Here is an 18,599-nt window from a genome sequence, read left to right on the forward strand (position 1 = left end):
TCGACAAAACCGCCGCAGTGCTTAACCTGACGGCGTGGATACGATCGAATATACGAAGTTTTCGCCCCCTTTGGCCCAGCGCGCCGCCGGCCTGGCGCAGCTGGGCTGCGCCAGCGCCGACGGCCGCACGCGGCTGCGGCGCCTCTATCAGGACGGCTCCGCCAAGATAAGGCTGCCGGCCGTTTCGGCCGATCCGCTGGAGGCGGTGCTGATCAACACCGCCGGCGGACTGACCGGCGGCGACCGCATCGGCTGGGATGTGGATGTCGGCGCGGATGCCTCGGCGTCGATAACGACCCAGGCCTGCGAGAAGGTCTATCGCGCCGCATCCGACCATGCAGAGGTACGGGTCAAGCTGACGGTCGGCGAAAACGGCCGCATCGCCTGGCTGCCGCAGGAAACCATCGTCTTCGACCGGGCAGCCTTCGCCCGCACGTTGGATGTCGAGCTTGCCGCCGGGGCGGAGGCACTGCTGCTGGAGGCCACCGTCTTCGGTCGCCTGGCCATGGGCGAACGCGCCGCGCAAGGTATTTTTCGTGACCGCTGGCGTGTTCGCCAGGATGGCTTTCTCATCCATGGCGAGGATTTCCGCGTCGGGCCTGACATCGCCGCCACGCTCGCCCGTCCGGCGGCTGCCGGCGGCGCGATCGCGCTGGCAACGCTGCTGCTGGTGTCGCCACGGGCGGAGGCCTTGCTCGACCCGGTCCGCGAGATCGTCGCAGACCAGGGCGGCGCCAGTGTCTGGAGCGTGAAGGCATCTGGCAAGCTTCTTGCGAGGCTTTACGCTGGGGACGGCTACCAACTGCGCCAGCGGCTGGTTCCGCTTGTCGGATTGCTCAACGGACGGGCGGGGCTGCCCAAATTATGGTCACTGTGATTCGGAAAGCTGCATGAACCTGACGCCGAGGGAAAAGGACAAGCTGCTGATCGCCATGGCAGCGATCGTGGCACGCAAGCGGCTGGAGCGCGGCGTGAAGCTGAACCACCCGGAAGCGATCGCGCTGATCACCGACTTCGTCGTCGAAGGCGCCCGCGACGGCCGCCCGGTCGCCGAACTGATGGAGGCCGGCGCCCATATCATCACCCGCGCGCAGGTGATGGAGGGCATCGCCGAGATGATCCACGACGTGCAGGTGGAAGCGACCTTTCCCGACGGCACCAAGCTGGTGACCGTGCACGAGCCCATCAGGTGAGGTGAGGAAACCGGGATGCTTGAACTGCGCCCAAACTGCGAGTGCTGCGACAAGGACCTGCCGCCCGAGGCCGAGGATGCGCTGATCTGCACCTTCGAATGCACCTTCTGTGCCGATTGCGTGGAAACCGTGCTGGGCGGCGTCTGCCCCAATTGCAGCGGCAATTTTTCGGCGCGGCCGATCCGACCGACGGCGATGCTGAAGAAATATCCGGCTTCCGCCAAACGCGTCCTCAAGGCCGAGGGCTGCGGTCCTCGCAAGGCGGCGTGAATACAGTGACACTGGAAACGGAAGGCAAATCGAAATGATCCCTGCAAAACGACTGTCCCTCTCGGCGATCCTGTTTCTGGCGGCGGCAATGCCCGCCTACGCCCATGTCGGGGTTGGCACGACGTCGTCCTTCACGGCCGGCTTCATGCATCCCTTGTCCGGCCTTGACCACATGACCGTTATGATCGCCGTTGGCCTGTGGGCGGCACTCAAGGGCGGCAGAGCGATCTGGGCGTGGCCGGCCGCCTTTGTCGGCGTCATGCTGGGCGGTGCCGCCCTTGGCATGGCGCATGTGCCGGTGCCCTTCGTCGAGCCGGGCATACTGGCCTCGGTCGTAGCGCTCGGACTGCTGGTGGCGCTGGCGGTCGATCTGCCCGTCTCGGCCGGCGTCGCCATTATCGGCCTGTTCGCGTTGTTCCACGGCCACGCCCATGGCACGGAAGTGCCTGAAAATGCCGGCGGGCTCGAGTACATGGCCGGCTTTGCCGTCGCCACCATGATGCTCCATGCCGTCGGCATCGCCGCCGGCCTTAGCCTTGGCCTGAGGTTGCGCGGTCTGGCCAGCGTCGCGGGCGCTGCCTGCGCGGCGATCGGCGTCGGCCTCGCCTTCGGCGTCGTGTGAAGCCCAATGATCCCTGGCGAAATCATCCCCGTCCAAGGCGACATCGAGCTCAACAAGGGTCTGCCGACCGTCACCTTGAAAGTCGCCAACAGCGGCGACCGGCCGATCCAGGTCGGCAGCCACTATCATTTCTTCGAAACCAATGAAGGACTTAAATTCGACCGCGAACAGGCGCGCGGCATGCGCCTCGACATTGCCGCCGGTACCGCCATGCGCTTCGAGCCAGGCCAGGAGCGCGACGTCACGCTGGTGCCGCTCGGCGGCAAACGCGAGGTCTATGGATTCCAGCAGAAGGTGATGGGCAAGCTGTGAGTTTTGTGGCGTCTCATGCGCGGCGTGCACGGATTCCCAAGGGGAAGCGCCATGCGCTTTTCCCACCGCTTCACACTTTTCCTGGAATTGCTCTAGTCCGAAGGCTTGGCGGCCGCATAGATGACGATCTTTCCCGGATTGTCGAACTCGACGGCCAGAATGTCCTGCGCGAGCACGCGCCGCGAATCGATGGCGTTGTAGAGCAAAGCGTTGGCTTCGATCTCCTTGCGCAGTTCCGCGACATCGTCCCGATGCTGCCGGACCTTGTTCTCGATGACCGTCGGCGGGCCGCCTTCGCTGCGCTCCGCGTCGGTCAGGAACACGATATCGACCTTGTCGAGCTTGGAGGTCTTGCGTACCGTGCTGATGTTTTCACGCGTGCGGTCGATCGCCGAGGTGACTTTGCCGATTTCAGCGGTGGTCTTGGCCTCTTCCGCGCTGACTTGCGAGCCGACGATCCGATCGACGGTCTCCGGACTTTCAAGCCCCTGCGCGTTCAGCGCGGCCTGAGGAAGGCTCGCTGCCAGAAACGCAGTCGTGGCAATGGCATAAAGCCATCGGCCATCGGGCAAAGTGGTGACGGTCATCGTTCGCTTTCGCAGTTTGTTCCAGTACTCAGGAAACGAAACGACACCAACCCTGCCACGGTTCCCCTCATGATGCGGCCGGCGGACCGAATGTCGGCCCGCCGAGCCTTGCCGTCAGCTGGCCTTCTTGGTGATCAAGGTCAACGCGCCATTGGGCTCCATGCTGGCCGCGACCACCTGCGCCGAGGTCATTCCCTTTGCCTCGAGGGCGGACTTCACCTTGGGTGTGGCATCGATCGAGCTGCGCAGTTTCTGCAGGCCGGCATCGCCACGCTGGGCGATCACCTGATTGACCTGCGTCTGGGTGTCCTTCGGCAGTTCGGTAATGTCGACGATGTTGACGCTCTGGATCGCCGGCGCGGCCTGCTGACCGCCGGGGGCGGGAGTGGTCGCCTTGAGGGCAGGCGTGGCTGGAGCGGGCTGTTGCGCGGGCTGCTGCTGGGCACTGGCGGCACCGGCCAGCATCAGGCTGGCGGCGGCTGCAAGAACTATCGTTTTGCGCATGGATTTTCCTTCCATCGATTTGGCAAACGGTCGTTTTGGGGTGACCCGCTCACCTCAACCGCCAAATGGGATCAGAAGGTGTCGCCCAGCGGGTCATTGAGTGACCATTGGATGGCGCCAATGTGCGCCCCGGCCCAACCACACCGCATTTCGGGAGCAATCTCTGATGGCTAGAATCTCGCGTTCCACCTATGCCCAGATGTATGGCCCGACTGTCGGCGACAGGGTCAGGCTGGCCGACACCGAACTCTTCATCGAGGTTGAAAAGGACCTCACCATTCACGGTGAAGAAGTAAAATTCGGCGGCGGCAAGGTCATTCGCGACGGCATGGGCCAGAGCCAGGTGTCGCGGGCGCAGGGCGCGGTCGACACCGTCATCACCAACGCTTTGGTGGTCGATGCCAGCGCCGGCATCCTCAAGGCTGATATCGGCCTGAAGGACGGCCGCATCGCCGCGATCGGCAAGGCCGGCAATCCGGACACGCAGGATGGCGTCACCATCATCATCGGCCCAGGCACGGAAATCATCGCCGGCGAGGGCAAGATCCTGACACCGGGCGGCTTCGACGCGCATATCCACTTCATCTGTCCGCAGCAGATCGAGGAAGCGCTGATGAGCGGCATCACCACCATGCTCGGCGGTGGCACCGGCCCGGCGCATGGCACGCTGGCCACCACCTGCACGCCGGGGCCGTGGCACATGGCCCGCATGATCCAGTCCTTCGACGCCTTCCCGATGAATATCGGCCTGTCGGGCAAGGGCAATGCCTCCTTGCCCGCCGCGCTGGAAGAGATGGTGCTCGCCGGCGCCTGCTCGCTGAAGCTGCATGAGGACTGGGGCACGACGCCGGCCGCCATCGATTGCTGCCTGTCGGTAGCCGACGATTACGACGTGCAGGTGATGATCCACACCGACACGCTCAACGAATCCGGCTTCGTCGAGAACACGGTGGCGGCGATCAAGGGACGCACCATCCACGCCTTCCACACCGAGGGCGCGGGCGGCGGCCATGCCCCCGACATCATCAAGGTCTGCGGCCTGCCCAACGTCATCCCGTCCTCGACCAACCCGACCAGGCCTTACACCGTCAACACGCTGGCCGAGCATCTCGACATGCTGATGGTCTGCCATCATCTGTCGCCGTCGATCCCCGAGGACATCGCCTTTGCCGAAAGCCGCATCCGCAAGGAGACGATCGCGGCCGAGGACATCCTGCACGACATCGGCGCCTTCTCGATCATCTCGTCGGACAGTCAGGCCATGGGCCGCGTCGGCGAAGTCGCGATCCGGACCTGGCAGACCGCCGACAAGATGAAGCGCCAGCGTGGTTCGCTGCCGCAGGAGACAGGCAACAACGACAATTTCCGCGTCCGCCGCTACATCGCCAAATACACGATCAACCCGGCCATCGCGCATGGGCTGTCAAAAGAGATCGGCTCGATCGCTGTCGGCAAACGCGCCGACCTGGTGCTGTGGAACCCGGCCTTCTTCGGCGTCAAGCCGGACATGGTGCTGATCGGCGGCATGATCGCCGCCGCCCCGATGGGCGACCCCAACGCCTCGATCCCGACGCCGCAGCCGATGCACTACCGGCCGATGTTCGGCGCCTATGGCAAGGCCAGGACCAATTCGTCGGTGACCTTCGTTTCGAAAGCAGCACTTGAGTCGGGGCTGCATGGACGGCTTGGCGTCGACAAGCAGTTCGTCGCCGTGGAAAACACCCGTGGCGGCATCGGCAAGCATTCGATGGTGCTCAACGACGCCACGCCGCATGTCGAGGTCGACCCCGAAACCTACGAGGTCCGCGCCGACGGCGAATTGCTCACCTGCGAGCCGGCAACGGTGCTGCCGATGGCGCAACGGTATTTTCTGTTTTAGGATTGGTGCGCCACGAAGTATCGGACGCATCATGGACGAGCAAAAGAAACTGGCCCTAATCTCGAGAATGGGCGCGCTGCAAAAATACAACGGCGGCGTTGCTCCGCTCGCTATGCCCCTCGTTACATTGGAAGAATATTTCGATGGAGCTGAAGGTGAAGCCGGACTGCTGTGCAACAGCCCGGAGGCACCGGACAACGACACGGTTCTAGCCGCATTTCGATCGATACGTGAAAGGTCCGAAGTTCACGACGTCCGGGTAGCAATCGTGCAGTGCGACAATGGAGAATGGCCATTCTCCGACAAGGTCGTCATCACAACGCGCGCCAGTGAAGAACATGTGATTGGCTGGCTGCCATCAGGCTTTGAGCCGGACGAAACCTGGGAGGGAGATGTGGATCACCTACCCGCCGAGCAGACCGCTATTCCGGCCGGTTACCGAAAGCTGTGGCTCTGGTATGATTGAAGCCGCATCTGTCAAAGCAGCTCGCAGAAGAGACGAATGGCCGCCGAACTAGCCTCTCCTCACGACATTTTCCCGCATATCCGCATCGTCATGGGCATGGTGATCGGGCTTGGTGTCGCCCGCCTGCTATCGGGGGTGGCTCGCATCGTCCAGCATCCAGGCCAGTACAGGCTCTATCCCGTGCATCTGGCCTGGGTTGCCTCGGTGCTGTTGATGCTGGTGCATTTCTGGTGGTGGGAGTTCGGGCTCTACGCCATCGAGGCATGGACCTTCGGCAAATACCTTTTCATCATCTTCTATGCGATCACGCTGTTCCTGCTCTGCGCGCTGCTGTTTCCGGATTCGATGCTGGACTACAAAAGCTACGAGGATTTCTTCTATTCGCGGCGCGCCTGGTTCTTCGGCCTGCTGGCCGCGACCTATCTGCTCGACGTGATCGACACGTTGCTGAAAGGGCCGGAGCATTTCGCCCATTTCGGCAATGAATATCTGTTCCGCACGCCGATCTTCGTCGCACTCTGCATTGCCGCGATCCTGGTGCGCGACCGCCGCTTTCACACCGCCTTTGTCGCGGCGGCGCTGATCTATCAGATATCGTTCATCCTGCGGCTCTTCGACACGATCGTATGACAACGGCGAATGCTCTAGGCTTCCTGGGAAAGGCAGGTTTCTCATGTACAAGGCCGTCGGATCACAGGGATCCCGGGTCAGCCGCGTCCTCTGGATGCTCGAGGAACTCGGGCAACCCTATGAATTCGTCGAAGTCAAACTGCGCTCGCCGGAAGCCTATGCGCTCAACCCTTCGGGCAAGGTGCCGATCCTCATCGACGGCGAGCTGACGGTGACGGATTCGGCGGCGATCTGCGTCTACCTAGCCGACAAGCACGCCGACAAGGGCATGGGTGCCAATCCAGGTATCGCCGGCCGTGCCGAGATGGATTCCTGGATGCATTTTGCCCAGAGCGAGTTCGAGGCGCCGCTGTGGAACAAATTGCGCCACCGCTTCCTGCTGCCGAAGGAGGTTCGGGTCGATGTCGGCCCGGCGGCGGCCTATGATTTCGCCTCGGAAACCAAAGCCCTGGATCGTCGTCTCGGCGAGAAGCCGTTCGCGCTCGGCGACCGGTTTTCCGCTATCGACGTGCTGCTCGGCGACATGGGCGGCTGGGCCCGTGCTGGAAAATTCCCGATCGAGTCCGAGCGCGTCAACGCCTATCTCAACCGGGTGCTTTCGCGCCCTGCCCGCGCACGGGCACAAGCTAGTGGCGGAGCCATGAAATGAAGCTCAACCTCAACACCGATTTCACCAAATTCCCGCGCGCCGTCTCGGTGCTGGCCGCTGGCGAGGCGGGAGCCATCGTGCCGTCCGGGCGCGCCGTTCTGCCTCATGACGAGCGGCATCTGCGCCGTCGGGCCATTGAACTGTCCGACGGCAGCAAGGTGCTGGTCGACCTGCCCGAGCCGGTTGCCCTGAACGACGGCGATCGGCTGGTGCTGGAGGATGGCCGCCACATCGAGATTCTTGCCGCGCCGGAAGAGGTCTATGACATCCGCGCCCGCGACGGCGTGCACCTGACCGAGCTTGCCTGGCACATCGGCAACCGCCATCTCGCGGCGGGCATCGAGGCGGATCGCATCGTCATCCTGCGCGACCACGTCATCAAGGCGATGCTTGAAGGGCTTGGCGCCACGGTGTGCGAGGTTTCCGAGCCGTTCAAGCCGGTGCGCGGCGCCTATTCCGGCCATGGCGGCGCGCACAATCACGATCACGGCCATGCCCACAGCCATGCGGAGGCGCATTCCCGTTCACATGGCGACGCGCATTCCCATTCGCACAGCCATTCCCACGCAGGTCATCACCACGACCATGACTGACCAGCCTTCGAACATCGCCTTGCTGCGGCTGATGGCGTGGCTGTCGCCGGCCTTTCCGGTTGGCGGCTTTGCCTACAGCCACGGTCTCGAGCGCGCGGTGCATGATGGCCTGGTTGTCGACGCCAGCGGCCTTGCCGGCTGGCTGGGGACACTGATCGAGATGGGCTCGGGCTGGAACGATGCCGTGCTGTTTTCCGAGAGCTGGCGCCGCGCCCGCAACGCAGGCGATCTCGATGAAGTGGCTGCACTGGCCGAGGGGCTGGCCGGCTCGCGGGAACGCCATACCGAGACCATGCTGCAGGGTGCCGCCTTCCTCAAGGCCGCCGCCGCCTGGCCCAATCCCGTGCTGGAGCGATTGCCGGCCGAATGCGCCTACTGCATCGCCGTCGGTGCTGTTGCCGGCGGCAATGGCATTGCGCTTGAGGATGCGCTGTCCGCCTTCCTGCAGGCCTTCTTCTCCAATCTCGTCCAAGCAGCGATCAGGCTCGGTGTCGTCGGACAGAGCGAGGCCACCACACTGCTGGCCGGCTTCGAACCGCTGGCGCTCTCGACCGCTGGCCGCGTGTCGCGCTCGACATTGGATGATCTCGGCGGCTGCGCCTTCGTCTCCGATATCATGGCGATGAGGCACGAAACCCAGTATTCGCGGCTGTTCCGGTCATGATCGTGCTTGCCTTCACGCTGTCCTTCGTCCTGCTGCTCATCACGGCGCTGCATGTCTATTGGGGCATTGGCGGCATCTGGCCGGGCAGGGACGCGGCCTCCTGCGCCCGCGCCGTCGTCGGCTTTCGCGGGATCGACGAAATGCCGACGCCCTTCGCCAGTTTCGCCGTCGCCGCCTGTCTCGGCCTGGCGACGCTCTGGCCGCTGGCACTGATCGGCTTCTTTGCCTCGCCCTTCCCGAAAGAGGGCCTCGCCGCCACTTCGCTGCTCATCAGCCTGGTGTTCCTTGGTCGCGGCATTGCCGGCTTCACGCCGTGGTGGCGACGACTGGCGCCCGAGCAGCCTTTCGCCCGGCTCGATGTCCGGTATTATTCGCCGCTTTGCCTGCTGATCGGGCTTGGCTTCGCCATCCTTGCCATCATGGAGTTCCCTACATGACTCAAGCCAACGGTCCTCTTCGCATCGGCATTGGCGGCCCCGTCGGCTCCGGCAAGACGACGCTCACCGAGAAACTCTGCAAGGCGCTGCGCGATGAATTCTCCATCGCCGTGGTCACCAATGACATCTACACCAGGGAAGATGCCATGATGCTGGCCCGGCTGCAGGCCCTGCCCGAGGACCGCATCGTCGGCGTCGAGACCGGCGGCTGCCCGCATACCGCCATTCGCGAGGACGCGTCGATCAATTTGCAGGCCATCGCCGAGCTCAACCGGAAATTCCCCGATCTCGACATCATCTTCATCGAATCCGGCGGCGACAACCTTGCCGCCACCTTCTCGCCGGACCTTGCGGACCTGACGCTCTATGTCATCTCGGTCTGCCAGGGCGAGGAAATCCCGCGCAAGGGCGGGCCGGCGATCACCCGCTCGGACTTCCTGATCATCAACAAGAGCGATCTGGCGCCCTATGTGAACGTCAACCTCGACGTCATGGAGAGCGACGCCGGCCGCATGCGCGGCAAGCGCCCGTTCGGCTTCACCGACCTGTCGCGCGGCAAGGGGCTGCAGGAGGTCATCGATTTCATCGTCGAGCATGGCGGACTGAGGACCGGCATCGCCGCCAGCACAGCGGCCTGACGGGTCTCCGCTTCTCCCTGCACCAACCAAAACCCGTTGCGAGCAGCCGTCGATCACGGCATTCTCGCCAAAACCGGAGGATTTTCGATGAGCATTGCCCGCCTGCAGAAGGAAACGCTGACCAACCTGCCCTTCTATGAGGAGCGCGTCGATCTCGCCTGTGCCTTTCGCTGGACGGCGCGGCTCAACATGCACGAGGCGGTCGCCAACCATTTCTCGCTGGCGGTCAACAAGAACGGCACGCAGTTCCTTATGAACCCCAACCAGGTGCATTTCTCGCGCATCAAGGCGAGCGACCTGTTGATGATCGACGCCAACGATCCGGACACGCTGTCAGGCCCCAACGCGCCGGATCCGACGGCCTGGGGCCTGCACGGCGCCATCCATCGCAATGTGCCGCATGCGCGCTGCGTCATGCATGTCCATTCGATCCATGCCACGGTGCTGGCCTCGCTGGCCGACTCGACATTGCCGCCGATCGACCAGAATTCGGCGATGTTCTTCAACCGCCATGTCGTCGACGCGCATTATGGCGGGCTGGCCTTCGAGGAAGAGGGCGAGCGCTGCTCGCAGCTTCTCACCGACCCCAAGGTCAAGGTGATGGTAATGGGCAATCACGGCGTGCTGGTGATCGGCGACACGGTTGCCGACGCCTTCAACCGCATGTTCTATTTCGAGCGTGCCGCCGAGACCTACATCAAGGCGCTGTGGACCGGCCGGCCGCTGCGCACGCTGTCCGACGCCATCGCCGAGAAGACGGCCAGCGAAATGGACGACTATCCCGGCCAGGCCGAGCGCCATCTCGCCGAGTTGAAGGCGATCCTCGACGAGGAAGAGCCGGTTTACCGGAATTAGAGCCCGAGCTGAGCCCGCAATTCCTCGGCGCTGTTGATGACGGTGGCGCCGGGCGGTCCTTCCATCGGCTTTTCCGGCCAGAAGATCGTCTTCATGCCCGCCGCCAGACCCGCCATGGCGCCCGGCCAGCTGTCGTCGACCGCGACCGCGTGCGCGGGATCGACATCGGCCAGATAGGCCGCGCGCAGGAAGGGTTCGGCATGCGGCTTGCCCTCGCGCACGTCGTTGCGGCTGATCGTCTTCATGCCGGGATAGAAGAGGCCGACGGCGCGCAGATTGGCGTCGACGATCAGCCGGTCGGAATTGGAGACCACCGCTTGCTGAACGCCAAGCGCCCGCAATTCATTGAAGACCTCGATCGCGCCGGGGCGGGGCCGCAAGCCCTCGACCAGCGGCAGGTAGTGCTCGTATTTGCGCACGATCCAGTCATCAAAAGGCAGGCCCAGGCCGAACTCGTCGCGCATCATTTCATAGACCGGCCAGGCGGCAACGCCGAGGACGCGCTCATGCAGGTCGGATGGCGGCGTGAGGCCGACATTGCGCATTGCCGCCACAAGGGCTGCCTCGTGCAGCGGCTCGCTGTCGACCAGCGTGCCATCCATGTCCCAGAAAACCGCCTTCGGTGTCATGCAGAGCTCCTTTTGCGATCCCCTTAAAGGGTTTGCGCCGGGAGATAAACCTTCGGGATCACAGAAGCTGGCCGCGACCGGACCCGACGCCACCCTGCTTTCCGCATCGCAACATTGCCTGCGGGAAAATCCGTGCCGCGCAGGGACAAGCAATTGCCCTTGAGATTGACAATTGCGCAGGAAGCCGTTCCCTGCGAAACTGAGAGCGGACCGCTCCTGTGAGCAGCGGTTCGCGGAGGCAGGACGTGAATACCCGGCAGGATGGCGGCAGCAACAGGCTGGACGACGCGGCGCGCGCCGGCTGGCTCTATTATGTCGCCGGCAACACACAGGACCAGATCGCCGCCACGCTCGGCATTTCGCGGCAGACAGCGCAGCGGCTGGTGTCGCTGGCGGTGTCGGAAGGCTTGATCAAGGTTCGCGTCGATCATCCGATCGCCAACTGCCTCGACCTCGCCGCCCGGCTGAGATCCCGCTTCGCGCTCGATCTGGTCGAGGTGGTGCCGAGCGACCCCAATTCGTCCTCCACCACCATCGGCATCGCCGAGGCGGCGGCCGCCGAGATCGAGCGGCGGCTGCGGTCGCCGACACCGATCGTCATGGGGATCGGCACCGGGCGTACGCTGAAGGCGGCGATCGAGCAATTGCCGCCCATGGAATGCCCGCAGCACAAGGTGGTGTCCTTGACCGGAAACATCTCGCCGGACGGTTCGGCGGCTTTCTACAACGTCATCTTCACCATGGCCGACAGGGTCAAGGCGCGCTCTTTCCCGATGCCGCTGCCGGTCATCGCCTCCTCGCCGCAGGAGCGCGAGATGCTGCTCAACCAGCCGATGATCCAGCCGACGCTGGCGCTTGCCGCCGAGGCCGACGTCACATTCATTGGCATCGGCGACCTCGGTCCGAAGGCACCCCTCTACGAGGACGGCTTCATCTCGGAAAGCGAGTTGAAAGCGCTGCAGAAAGCGGGCGGCATCGCCGAGATCGTCGGCTGGGTGTTCGACAGGGAAGGCCGCATGATCGAGGGCATCACCAACGACCGGGTGTCGTCGGCCTCGCTGCCGTCACGCGAAAAGTCGCTGATCATTGCGCTCGCCATGGGCGAGCGCAAGCTGCCGGGGATCCTGGCGGCCGTGAACCGCCGGCTGGTCAATGGGCTCATCACCGATGAGCGGACGGCGACCGCCCTGCTGGCCGGCATCTGACCCCTCGGGCACGCTGCCGCTTGCCGGGTGCGGCCGGGGGTGACTGCTTTGCGATAAAGCCAACAAGGCTATCTGTGCCGCCCGACAGGGTCGTTGCCATCGAGGAACCCGAGATCGCGCTGCAGATGCGGCGACAGGTCCCTGATGTCGAGATGCGCCTTCTTCCTGACCGCGAACCAGCCGAATCCGTCCGCGAGCCACGAAATCCAGCGATGATCTGGAGCGGGAGTGCATTTTTGTTGCGCCATGGTCATGATCGTCAACCTTCGCTATCCTCAACCCGAATGACCGGTTGACGTTGAATGTCGGTCTTGCCGGCCGCCTTTGCCAATCGAACGTCGATAAGAACCCATAAGGAGGCTTTATGCCTGACCTTGGCTCGCGACAGATTTCACAACTCCCGCCGCTGCAGGCGATCCGGGTGTTCGAAGCGGTGGCGCGGCATCTTTCCTTCACCAAGGCCGCCGTCGAACTCGCCATGACACAGGCAGCCGTCAGCTATCAGATCAAGGTGCTGGAAGAGCGCGTCGGCGCACCGCTGTTCCTGCGCCGGCCGCGACAGATCGAGTTGACAGAAGCCGGCCAGCGCCTGGCGCCTGCCGTCAGCGAGGCCTTCGCCATTCTTGGCCAGGCCTATGCCGCGGCACGTGGCGGCGCGGATGGGTTGCTGTGCGTCACCACCGTGCTGACCTTTGCCTCGAACTGGCTGGCGCACCATCTGGGCTCGTTCCAGATGGCCCATCCAGCCCTTGCCGTGCGGCTCGAGACGTCGAGCCGGCTGACGGATTTCGCCCGCGAGGATGTCGACCTCGCCATCCGTTCGGGCGGCGGCAAATGGCCGGGACTGGAGGCCCACAAGCTGCTCGATGCCGATTTCACGCCGATGCTAAGCCCGAAACTCGCGGCAAGCATCGGCGGCATCAAGGAGCCGGCGGACCTGCTGCGGCTGCCGATCCTTGATCCCGGCGACATCTGGTGGACACAATGGTTCGAGACGGCGGGCGTGCACTCCCACGATCTTGCCAAGCGGCCCGGCAGCAGCATGGGCGCCCAGGCCTATGAGGCCAACGCGGCCATCGCGGGCCATGGCGTGGCGATCCTGACCCGGGCGCTGTTCAAGGCCGAACTTGCCGACGGCCGCCTGATCCAGCCCTTCGACCTGGTCGGCGACGATGGCCACGCCTACTGGCTGGTCTATCCCGAAGCCCGCCGCAACGTGCCGAAGATCCGCGCGTTTCGCGACTGGCTGCTTGCCGAAATCGCCTGCTGACAGGCGTTTCGCACCCGCCCCGAGCCTCCAGACCTTCCTGTCCCGTCGCCTGACATCCGGCCCAGGGCGCGGTTCGTCGTCTCAATTTCCATCCGTCCCTGGTGCATCCGGCCCGTCGAGTGCTGCGCTGCAGCATCGAATCCGGCTTGACATAATTAAGACTTAGTGAGTAATTGCTCACAGCCAAGGCAAATGCTCATCTTGGTTCATGGGAGGAATTTGATGAAACTTCGCACGCTCACCCTGGGCTTGTTGTCGGCCAGCGCCCTCGCCTTCGCCGCACACGCCGAATCCATCACCATCGCCACCGTCAACAATGGCGATATGGTCCGCATGCAGAAGCTGACCGACGACTTCACCAAGGCTAACCCCGACATCCAGCTCAACTGGGTCACGCTTGAAGAAAACGTGCTGCGCGAACGCGTCACCACCGACATCGCCACCAAGGGCGGCCAGTATGACGTGATGACCATCGGCACCTACGAGGTTCCGATCTGGGCCAAGCAGAGCTGGCTGCTGCCGCTCGACAAGCTCGGCGACGACTATGACGCCAAGGACATCATTCCGGCCATCGCCGGCGGTCTTTCGGTCGACGGCAAGCTCTATGCCGCGCCCTTCTACGGCGAAAGCTCCTTCGTCATGTACCGCAAGGACCTGATGGACAAGGCCGGGCTGAAGATGCCCGACGCACCGACCTGGGACTTCATCAAGCAGGCCGCCGACAAGATGACCGACCGCGCCAATGGCGTGAACGGCGTGTGCCTGCGCGGCAAGGCCGGCTGGGGCGAGAACATGGCCTTCCTGACCGCCATGTCGAACTCCTTCGGCGCCCGCTGGTTCGATGAGAACTGGAAGCCGCAATTCGACCAGCCCGAATGGAAGAACACGCTGCAGTTCTATGTCGACCTGATGAAGGCCGATGGCCCCGAGGGCGCGTCCTCCAACGGCTTCAACGAAAACCTGGCGCTCTTCCAGCAGGGCAAGTGCGGCATGTGGATCGACGCCACCGTCGCGGCGTCCTTCGTCTCCGATCCGAAGAACTCGACCGTCGCCGACAAGGTCGGCTATGCGCTGGCGCCGGACAATGGCCTGGGCAAGCGCGGCAACTGGTTGTGGGCATGGTCGCTGGCCATTCCAGCCGGCACCAAGAAGGCCGACGCCGCCGAGAAATTCGTGTCCTGGGCGACCAGCAAGCACTATGCCGAACTGGTCGCTTCGAAGGAAGGCTGGGCCAACGTTCCTCCGGGCACGCGCTCCTCGCTCTATGCCAATGCCGAGTACCAGAAGGCGGCTCCGTTCGCCAAGATGACGCTGGACTCCATCAACGCCGCCGACCCGACGCATCCGACCGTCAAGCCGGTGCCCTATGTCGGCGTCCAGTTCGTCGCCATCCCTGAGTTCCAGGGCCTCGGCACCACTGTGGGTCAGCTCTTCTCGGCGGCCCTTGCCGGCCAGTCGAGCGTCGACGATGCGCTGAAGCAGGCCCAGGACGCCGCCACCGCGGCGATGACCGAGGGCGGGTATATCAAGTAAGGCTCCTCCCGGTGCCGAATGCCGGTTGCCTCCTCGACCGGCAACGGCCGCCCGAGTCCCAGCTCGGGCGGCCGTCTTCAACGCCTGTGAAAATTCAGTCTGACCATTGAAGGGTGACCGTCATGGCTACTCAGCAGACCCGTTCGCTTGCCCGTTTCATGATGGCGCCATCCGTTGTGCTGCTGTTCGTCTGGATGGTCGTGCCGCTGGCACTCACGCTCTGGTTCTCCTTCCAGCAGTACAATCCGCTCAACCCGATCCGCGACGGATTCGTCGGCTTCTCCAACTACGCGCTGTTCTATTCCAACCCCGCCTTCCTGCAGTCGATCCTCAACACCCTGATCCTGGTGGTCAGCGTCCTGTTGATCACGGTGATCGGCGGCATTCTGCTGGCGCTCTTGATCGACCAGCCGATGTGGGGACAGGGGATCGTGCGCATCCTCGTCATTTCGCCGTTCTTCGTCATGCCGCCTGTGGCCGCACTGGTCTGGAAGAACATGATCATGCACCCGCAATATGGCGTGTTCGCCGACATAGCGCGCTTCTTCGGGATGCAACCGATCGACTGGTTCGGGCAGCACCCGCTGACGGCGATCATCATCATCGTCGCCTGGCAGTGGCTGCCTTTCGCGACACTGATCCTTTTGACCGCGCTGCAGTCTCTCGACGGCGAGCAGAAGGAAGCCGCCGAAATGGACGGCGCCGGCTTCATCAGCCGCTTCATCTATCTGACGCTGCCGCATATGTCGCGCGCCATCACCGTGGTCATCCTGATCCAGACGATCTTCCTGCTCTCGGTCTATGCCGAGATCCTCGTCACCACCAATGGCGGTCCCGGCTACGCCTCCACCAACCTGCCCTTCCTCGTCTACCAGAAGGCGTTGCTGGAGTTCAAAATCGGCCAGGCATCCGCGGGCGGTGTGATCGCCGTCATTCTCGCCAACATCGTCGCCTTCTTCGCCATGCGCGCGGTCGGCAAGAACCTCGACAAGTAAGGGAGGACAAGATGGCCCGTGCAGTCACCACCCAGCACAAGACGATCGCGACGGTTGCCGCCTGGATCGTGGCCCTGCTGATCTTCTTCCCGATCCTCTACACGATCATCACCTCGTTCAAGTCGGAACAGGAGGCGATCCAGGGCTTCAACCTGATCCCGTCGGGAACGTTCGAGAGCTATACCGAGGTTCAGGCGCAGAGCGGTTACTTCAAGTTCTTCTTCAATTCGGTGCTGCTCTCGGTCGGCTCGACGGTCCTGGCCCTTCTGGTCGCCATTCCGGCGGCATGGTCGATGGCTTTCTCGCCAACCAAGCGGACCAAGGACATCCTGATGTGGATGCTGTCCACCAAGATGATGCCCGCGGTCGCCGTGCTGTTCCCGATCTACCTGATCTTCCGCAACCTCGGGCTGCTCGACAGCCGCATCGGCCTGATGGTCATGCTGATGCTGATCAACCTGCCGATCGTGGTGTGGATGCTCTACACCTACTTCCGCGAGATCCCCGGCGAAATACTGGAAGCGGCCCGCATGGACGGCGCCTCGCTGTGGAACGAGATCATCTATGTGCTGACCCCGATGGCCGTGCCCGGCATTGCCTCGACCATGCTCCTGAACATCATCCTGGCCTGGAACGAGGCGTTCTGGACGATCCGCCTGACCACCACGGATGCTGCTCCGCTGACCGCCTTCATCAGTTCCTTCTCCAGCCCGCAAGGCCTGTTCTGGGCCAAGCTTTCGGCCGCCTCGACATTGGCGATCGCGCCGATCCTGATCATGGGCTGGTTCAGCCAGAAGCAGCTGGTGCGCGGCCTGACCTTCGGCGCCGTGAAGTAACACCGCCGCACGCAACGGACGACGGACAATAACCCCTCGGGGAGGAAACCATGGGAAACATCACGCTCAAGAACGTCTCCAAATCCTTCGGATCGACGTCCATCATCCCCGGCCTCGACCTGGTGATCGAGAATGGCGAGTTCGTCGTCTTCGTCGGCCCGTCGGGTTGCGGCAAGTCAACGCTGCTGCGGCTGATCGCCGGGCTGGAGGACACCAGCGGCGGCACCATCAACATCGACGGCCGTGACGTCACCGGCGAGGCGCCGGCCAAGCGCAAGCTGGCCATGGTGTTCCAGTCCTACGCGCTCTATCCGCATATGACGGTGGCCAAGAACATCGCCTTCCCGCTGAAGATGGCGGGCGAGGACCAGGCCACCATCGACAAGAAGGTGAAGGATGCGGCACGCGTCCTGAACCTCACCAACTACCTCGAACGCCGGCCGGGCCAGCTCTCCGGCGGCCAGCGCCAGCGCGTCGCCATCGGCCGCGCCATCGTGCGCCAGCCTTCGGCCTTCCTGTTCGACGAGCCGCTCTCCAACCTCGATGCCGCGTTGCGCGGTACCATGCGTCTGGAGATCAGCGAACTGCACCATCAACTGAAGACCACCATGATCTATGTCACCCACGACCAGGTCGAGGCCATGACCATGGCCGACAAGATCGTCGTGCTGAACGCCGGCAACATCGAGCAGGTCGGCTCACCGATGGAGCTCTACAAGACCCCGAACAATCTGTTCGTCGCCGGCTTCATCGGCTCACCGAAGATGAACCTCATCGAGGGCGCGCCGGCGGCCAAATATGGCGCCAAGACCATCGGCATCAGGCCCGAGCATATGCAGATCTCGACCACGGCGGGCGAATGGAAGGCCACCGTCGGCGTTGCCGAGCATCTGGGCTCAGACACTTTCCTGCATGTCCAGACCGAGGGCGTCGGTCCGCTGACGGTGCGCGCCGACGGCGAGCTGGCTGTCCATCACGGCGACACGATTTATCTCACCCCCGACAAGGCCAAGCTGCATCGCTTCGGCCCTGACGGCAAGGCGATGGCGAAGTGAGGCTGAGGGACAAATCGGCGCTGGTCACGGGATCGGCGCGGGGCATCGGCAGGGCCTTCGCCGAAGCCTATGTGCGCGAGGGCGCCACGGTGGCGATTGCCGACATCAACCTCGAGGCGGCGCGGAAAACCGCCGCCGAGATCGGCGACAAGGCCTATGCGGTCAAGCTCGACGTCACGGATCAGGCATCGATCGACGCCGCGGTGAAGGCGGTGGAGAGCCGAACCGGCGGCCTCGACATATTGATCAACAACGCCGCCTTGTTCGACCTGGCGCCGATCGTCGACATCTCCAGGGCGAGCTACGAGAAACTGTTCTCGGTCAATGTCGCCGGCACATTGTTCATGCTGCAGGCGGCCGCCCGCTCGATGATCGCGCGGGGCAAGGGCGGCAGGATCATCAACATGGCAAGCCAGGCCGGACGGCGCGGCGAGGCACTGGTCGGCGTTTACTGCGCCACCAAGGCCGCCGTCATCTCGCTGACCCAGTCGGCGGGGCTCGACCTGATCAAGCATCGCATCAACGTCAACGCGATCGCGCCTGGGGTGGTCGATGGCGAGCACTGGGATCATGTCGATTCGCTGTTCGCCAAATACGAGAACAGGCCCAGGGGCGAGAAGAAGAAACTGGTCGGCGAGGCGGTGCCATACGGCCGCATGGGCACGGCCCAGGACCTTACCGGCATGGCGGTCTTCCTCGCCAGCGCCGATGCCGAATACATCGTCGCCCAGACCTACAATGTCGATGGCGGCCAGTGGATGAGTTGAGGGGGGCGGC

25 protein-coding genes are annotated in these 18,599 nt (G+C 63.7%); 21 read left to right on the forward strand and 4 right to left on the reverse strand.

From position 1 onward, the window contains the following. The first annotated feature begins 34 nt into the window (after positions 1-34). Genes FJ977_RS09085 through FJ977_RS09105 form a run of 5 tightly spaced genes read left to right on the forward strand, consistent with a single transcriptional unit; the run spans position 35 to position 2,397 of the window. Positions 35-877, forward strand: a complete 843-nt coding sequence (locus FJ977_RS09085) for an urease accessory protein UreD (RefSeq protein WP_140770594.1) — start codon at positions 35-37, stop codon at positions 875-877. A 13-nt stretch (positions 878-890) separates the two neighbouring features. After that, positions 891-1,193: an urease subunit gamma gene (locus FJ977_RS09090; RefSeq protein ID WP_140770596.1), complete on the forward strand. Its 303-nt coding sequence runs from the start codon at positions 891-893 to the stop codon at positions 1,191-1,193. Between the two features lie 15 nt (positions 1,194-1,208). After that, positions 1,209-1,463 carry a DUF1272 domain-containing protein gene (locus FJ977_RS09095; protein ID WP_140770598.1) on the forward strand — a complete coding sequence of 85 codons (255 nt, stop codon included), beginning with the start codon at positions 1,209-1,211 and terminating at the stop codon, positions 1,461-1,463. 34 nt (positions 1,464-1,497) lie between these two features. Beyond that, positions 1,498-2,085 (forward strand): HupE/UreJ family protein, encoded by a 588-nt coding sequence (locus tag FJ977_RS09100; RefSeq protein WP_140770600.1) that lies wholly within the window; start codon positions 1,498-1,500, stop codon positions 2,083-2,085. Positions 2,086-2,091: 6 nt separating this feature from the next. Then, positions 2,092-2,397, forward strand: a complete 306-nt coding sequence (locus FJ977_RS09105; RefSeq protein ID WP_115141435.1) for an urease subunit beta — start codon at positions 2,092-2,094, stop codon at positions 2,395-2,397. A gap of 92 nt (positions 2,398-2,489) precedes the next feature. Here FJ977_RS09105 and FJ977_RS09110 read toward each other — a convergent pair whose 3' ends face one another. Both FJ977_RS09110 and FJ977_RS09115 read right to left on the reverse strand, forming a co-directional pair. Beyond that, on the reverse strand, positions 2,490-2,984 hold the full coding sequence (locus FJ977_RS09110) for a hypothetical protein (protein WP_140770602.1): 495 nt from the start codon (positions 2,982-2,984) through the stop codon (positions 2,490-2,492). 114 nt (positions 2,985-3,098) lie between these two features. Then, positions 3,099-3,488, reverse strand: a complete 390-nt coding sequence (locus FJ977_RS09115) for a hypothetical protein (protein ID WP_140770604.1) — start codon at positions 3,486-3,488, stop codon at positions 3,099-3,101. Positions 3,489-3,651: 163 nt separating this feature from the next. Between FJ977_RS09115 and ureC the strand changes: the two genes are divergently transcribed. The 9 genes from ureC (at position 3,652) to FJ977_RS09160 (ending at position 10,299) form a co-directional block, all read left to right on the forward strand. Continuing rightward, complete coding sequence (gene ureC / locus FJ977_RS09120) at positions 3,652-5,367, forward strand: urease subunit alpha (protein WP_181179775.1); 1,716 nt, start codon at positions 3,652-3,654, stop codon at positions 5,365-5,367. A 31-nt stretch (positions 5,368-5,398) separates the two neighbouring features. After that, positions 5,399-5,833, forward strand: coding sequence for a hypothetical protein (locus tag FJ977_RS09125; RefSeq protein WP_140770608.1), 435 nt, complete (start codon positions 5,399-5,401; stop codon positions 5,831-5,833). A gap of 36 nt (positions 5,834-5,869) precedes the next feature. Further along, complete coding sequence (locus FJ977_RS09130; protein ID WP_140770610.1) at positions 5,870-6,463, forward strand: hypothetical protein; 594 nt, start codon at positions 5,870-5,872, stop codon at positions 6,461-6,463. Positions 6,464-6,506: 43 nt separating this feature from the next. After that, the gene (locus tag FJ977_RS09135) at positions 6,507-7,112 is read left to right on the forward strand and encodes a glutathione S-transferase family protein (RefSeq protein WP_140770612.1); all 606 of its coding nucleotides are present in this window, start codon (positions 6,507-6,509) and stop codon (positions 7,110-7,112) included. Then, entirely contained in the window at positions 7,109-7,705 is a 597-nt protein-coding gene (gene ureE / locus FJ977_RS09140; protein WP_140770613.1) for an urease accessory protein UreE, read from the forward strand. Before FJ977_RS09135 ends, ureE begins: the two co-directional genes overlap by 4 nt. Continuing rightward, entirely contained in the window at positions 7,698-8,369 is a 672-nt protein-coding gene (locus tag FJ977_RS09145) for an urease accessory protein UreF (RefSeq protein WP_181179719.1), read from the forward strand. Before ureE ends, FJ977_RS09145 begins: the two co-directional genes overlap by 8 nt. Further along, positions 8,366-8,806, forward strand: a complete 441-nt coding sequence (locus FJ977_RS09150; RefSeq protein ID WP_140770617.1) for a DUF3995 domain-containing protein — start codon at positions 8,366-8,368, stop codon at positions 8,804-8,806. Before FJ977_RS09145 ends, FJ977_RS09150 begins: the two co-directional genes overlap by 4 nt. Then, positions 8,803-9,444, forward strand: coding sequence for an urease accessory protein UreG (gene ureG, locus FJ977_RS09155; protein ID WP_140770619.1), 642 nt, complete (start codon positions 8,803-8,805; stop codon positions 9,442-9,444). The genes FJ977_RS09150 and ureG overlap by 4 nt, the downstream gene beginning before the upstream one ends. A gap of 87 nt (positions 9,445-9,531) precedes the next feature. Further along, the gene (locus tag FJ977_RS09160) at positions 9,532-10,299 is read left to right on the forward strand and encodes a class II aldolase and adducin N-terminal domain-containing protein (RefSeq protein WP_140770621.1); all 768 of its coding nucleotides are present in this window, start codon (positions 9,532-9,534) and stop codon (positions 10,297-10,299) included. On the opposite strand, the gene FJ977_RS09165 is transcribed toward FJ977_RS09160, so the two are convergent. Further along, positions 10,296-10,928: an HAD family phosphatase gene (locus FJ977_RS09165; RefSeq protein WP_140770623.1), complete on the reverse strand. Its 633-nt coding sequence runs from the start codon at positions 10,926-10,928 to the stop codon at positions 10,296-10,298. The genes FJ977_RS09160 and FJ977_RS09165 overlap by 4 nt on opposite strands. Positions 10,929-11,173: 245 nt before the next feature. On the opposite strand from FJ977_RS09165, the gene FJ977_RS09170 reads away from it, so the two are divergent. Next, positions 11,174-12,133: a sugar-binding transcriptional regulator gene (locus FJ977_RS09170; RefSeq protein ID WP_140770625.1), complete on the forward strand. Its 960-nt coding sequence runs from the start codon at positions 11,174-11,176 to the stop codon at positions 12,131-12,133. A gap of 68 nt (positions 12,134-12,201) precedes the next feature. Here FJ977_RS09170 and FJ977_RS09175 read toward each other — a convergent pair whose 3' ends face one another. Further along, on the reverse strand, positions 12,202-12,387 hold the full coding sequence (locus tag FJ977_RS09175; RefSeq protein WP_140771372.1) for a hypothetical protein: 186 nt from the start codon (positions 12,385-12,387) through the stop codon (positions 12,202-12,204). A gap of 110 nt (positions 12,388-12,497) precedes the next feature. Here FJ977_RS09175 and gcvA point away from each other — a divergent pair, with 110 nt between their 5' ends. The 6 genes from gcvA to FJ977_RS09205 all read left to right on the forward strand — a co-directional run bounded on the left by gcvA (position 12,498) and on the right by FJ977_RS09205 (position 18,589). Continuing rightward, a complete protein-coding gene (gcvA, locus tag FJ977_RS09180; RefSeq protein ID WP_140770627.1) occupies positions 12,498-13,403 on the forward strand; it encodes a transcriptional regulator GcvA in 906 nt (301 codons plus the stop codon). 222 nt (positions 13,404-13,625) lie between these two features. Further along, entirely contained in the window at positions 13,626-14,936 is a 1,311-nt protein-coding gene (locus tag FJ977_RS09185) for a sugar ABC transporter substrate-binding protein (RefSeq protein WP_140770629.1), read from the forward strand. 122 nt (positions 14,937-15,058) lie between these two features. Beyond that, complete coding sequence (locus FJ977_RS09190) at positions 15,059-15,931, forward strand: sugar ABC transporter permease (protein ID WP_140770631.1); 873 nt, start codon at positions 15,059-15,061, stop codon at positions 15,929-15,931. A gap of 11 nt (positions 15,932-15,942) precedes the next feature. Continuing rightward, entirely contained in the window at positions 15,943-16,767 is an 825-nt protein-coding gene (locus tag FJ977_RS09195; RefSeq protein ID WP_140770633.1) for a carbohydrate ABC transporter permease, read from the forward strand. A 50-nt stretch (positions 16,768-16,817) separates the two neighbouring features. Further along, a complete protein-coding gene (locus FJ977_RS09200) occupies positions 16,818-17,822 on the forward strand; it encodes an ABC transporter ATP-binding protein (protein ID WP_140770635.1) in 1,005 nt (334 codons plus the stop codon). Beyond that, complete coding sequence (locus tag FJ977_RS09205; RefSeq protein ID WP_140770637.1) at positions 17,819-18,589, forward strand: L-iditol 2-dehydrogenase; 771 nt, start codon at positions 17,819-17,821, stop codon at positions 18,587-18,589. The genes FJ977_RS09200 and FJ977_RS09205 overlap by 4 nt, the downstream gene beginning before the upstream one ends. The last annotated feature ends 10 nt before the right edge of the window (positions 18,590-18,599 follow it).

The sequence above is a fragment of the Mesorhizobium sp. B2-1-3A genome (assembly GCF_006442655.1).
GTDB lineage: Bacteria > Pseudomonadota > Alphaproteobacteria > Rhizobiales > Rhizobiaceae > Mesorhizobium.

Coding starts and splice junctions, on each gene's coding strand:
- FJ977_RS09175 (WP_140771372.1), bottom strand. CDS start 12,387: ATGACCATGGCGCAACAAAAATGCACTCCCGCTCCAGATCATCGCTGG.
- ureG (WP_140770619.1), top strand. CDS start 8,803: ATGACTCAAGCCAACGGTCCTCTTCGCATCGGCATTGGCGGCCCCGTC.
- FJ977_RS09160 (WP_140770621.1), top strand. CDS start 9,532: ATGAGCATTGCCCGCCTGCAGAAGGAAACGCTGACCAACCTGCCCTTC.
- FJ977_RS09105 (WP_115141435.1), top strand. CDS start 2,092: ATGATCCCTGGCGAAATCATCCCCGTCCAAGGCGACATCGAGCTCAAC.
- FJ977_RS09090 (WP_140770596.1), top strand. CDS start 891: ATGAACCTGACGCCGAGGGAAAAGGACAAGCTGCTGATCGCCATGGCA.
- ureE (WP_140770613.1), top strand. CDS start 7,109: ATGAAGCTCAACCTCAACACCGATTTCACCAAATTCCCGCGCGCCGTC.
- FJ977_RS09195 (WP_140770633.1), top strand. CDS start 15,943: ATGGCCCGTGCAGTCACCACCCAGCACAAGACGATCGCGACGGTTGCC.
- FJ977_RS09190 (WP_140770631.1), top strand. CDS start 15,059: ATGGCTACTCAGCAGACCCGTTCGCTTGCCCGTTTCATGATGGCGCCA.
- FJ977_RS09130 (WP_140770610.1), top strand. CDS start 5,870: ATGGCCGCCGAACTAGCCTCTCCTCACGACATTTTCCCGCATATCCGC.
- FJ977_RS09115 (WP_140770604.1), bottom strand. CDS start 3,488: ATGCGCAAAACGATAGTTCTTGCAGCCGCCGCCAGCCTGATGCTGGCC.
- FJ977_RS09110 (WP_140770602.1), bottom strand. CDS start 2,984: ATGACCGTCACCACTTTGCCCGATGGCCGATGGCTTTATGCCATTGCC.
- FJ977_RS09150 (WP_140770617.1), top strand. CDS start 8,366: ATGATCGTGCTTGCCTTCACGCTGTCCTTCGTCCTGCTGCTCATCACG.
- FJ977_RS09185 (WP_140770629.1), top strand. CDS start 13,626: ATGAAACTTCGCACGCTCACCCTGGGCTTGTTGTCGGCCAGCGCCCTC.
- FJ977_RS09145 (WP_181179719.1), top strand. CDS start 7,698: ATGACTGACCAGCCTTCGAACATCGCCTTGCTGCGGCTGATGGCGTGG.
- FJ977_RS09100 (WP_140770600.1), top strand. CDS start 1,498: ATGATCCCTGCAAAACGACTGTCCCTCTCGGCGATCCTGTTTCTGGCG.
- FJ977_RS09095 (WP_140770598.1), top strand. CDS start 1,209: ATGCTTGAACTGCGCCCAAACTGCGAGTGCTGCGACAAGGACCTGCCG.
- FJ977_RS09165 (WP_140770623.1), bottom strand. CDS start 10,928: ATGACACCGAAGGCGGTTTTCTGGGACATGGATGGCACGCTGGTCGAC.
- FJ977_RS09200 (WP_140770635.1), top strand. CDS start 16,818: ATGGGAAACATCACGCTCAAGAACGTCTCCAAATCCTTCGGATCGACG.
- FJ977_RS09125 (WP_140770608.1), top strand. CDS start 5,399: ATGGACGAGCAAAAGAAACTGGCCCTAATCTCGAGAATGGGCGCGCTG.
- gcvA (WP_140770627.1), top strand. CDS start 12,498: ATGCCTGACCTTGGCTCGCGACAGATTTCACAACTCCCGCCGCTGCAG.
- FJ977_RS09135 (WP_140770612.1), top strand. CDS start 6,507: ATGTACAAGGCCGTCGGATCACAGGGATCCCGGGTCAGCCGCGTCCTC.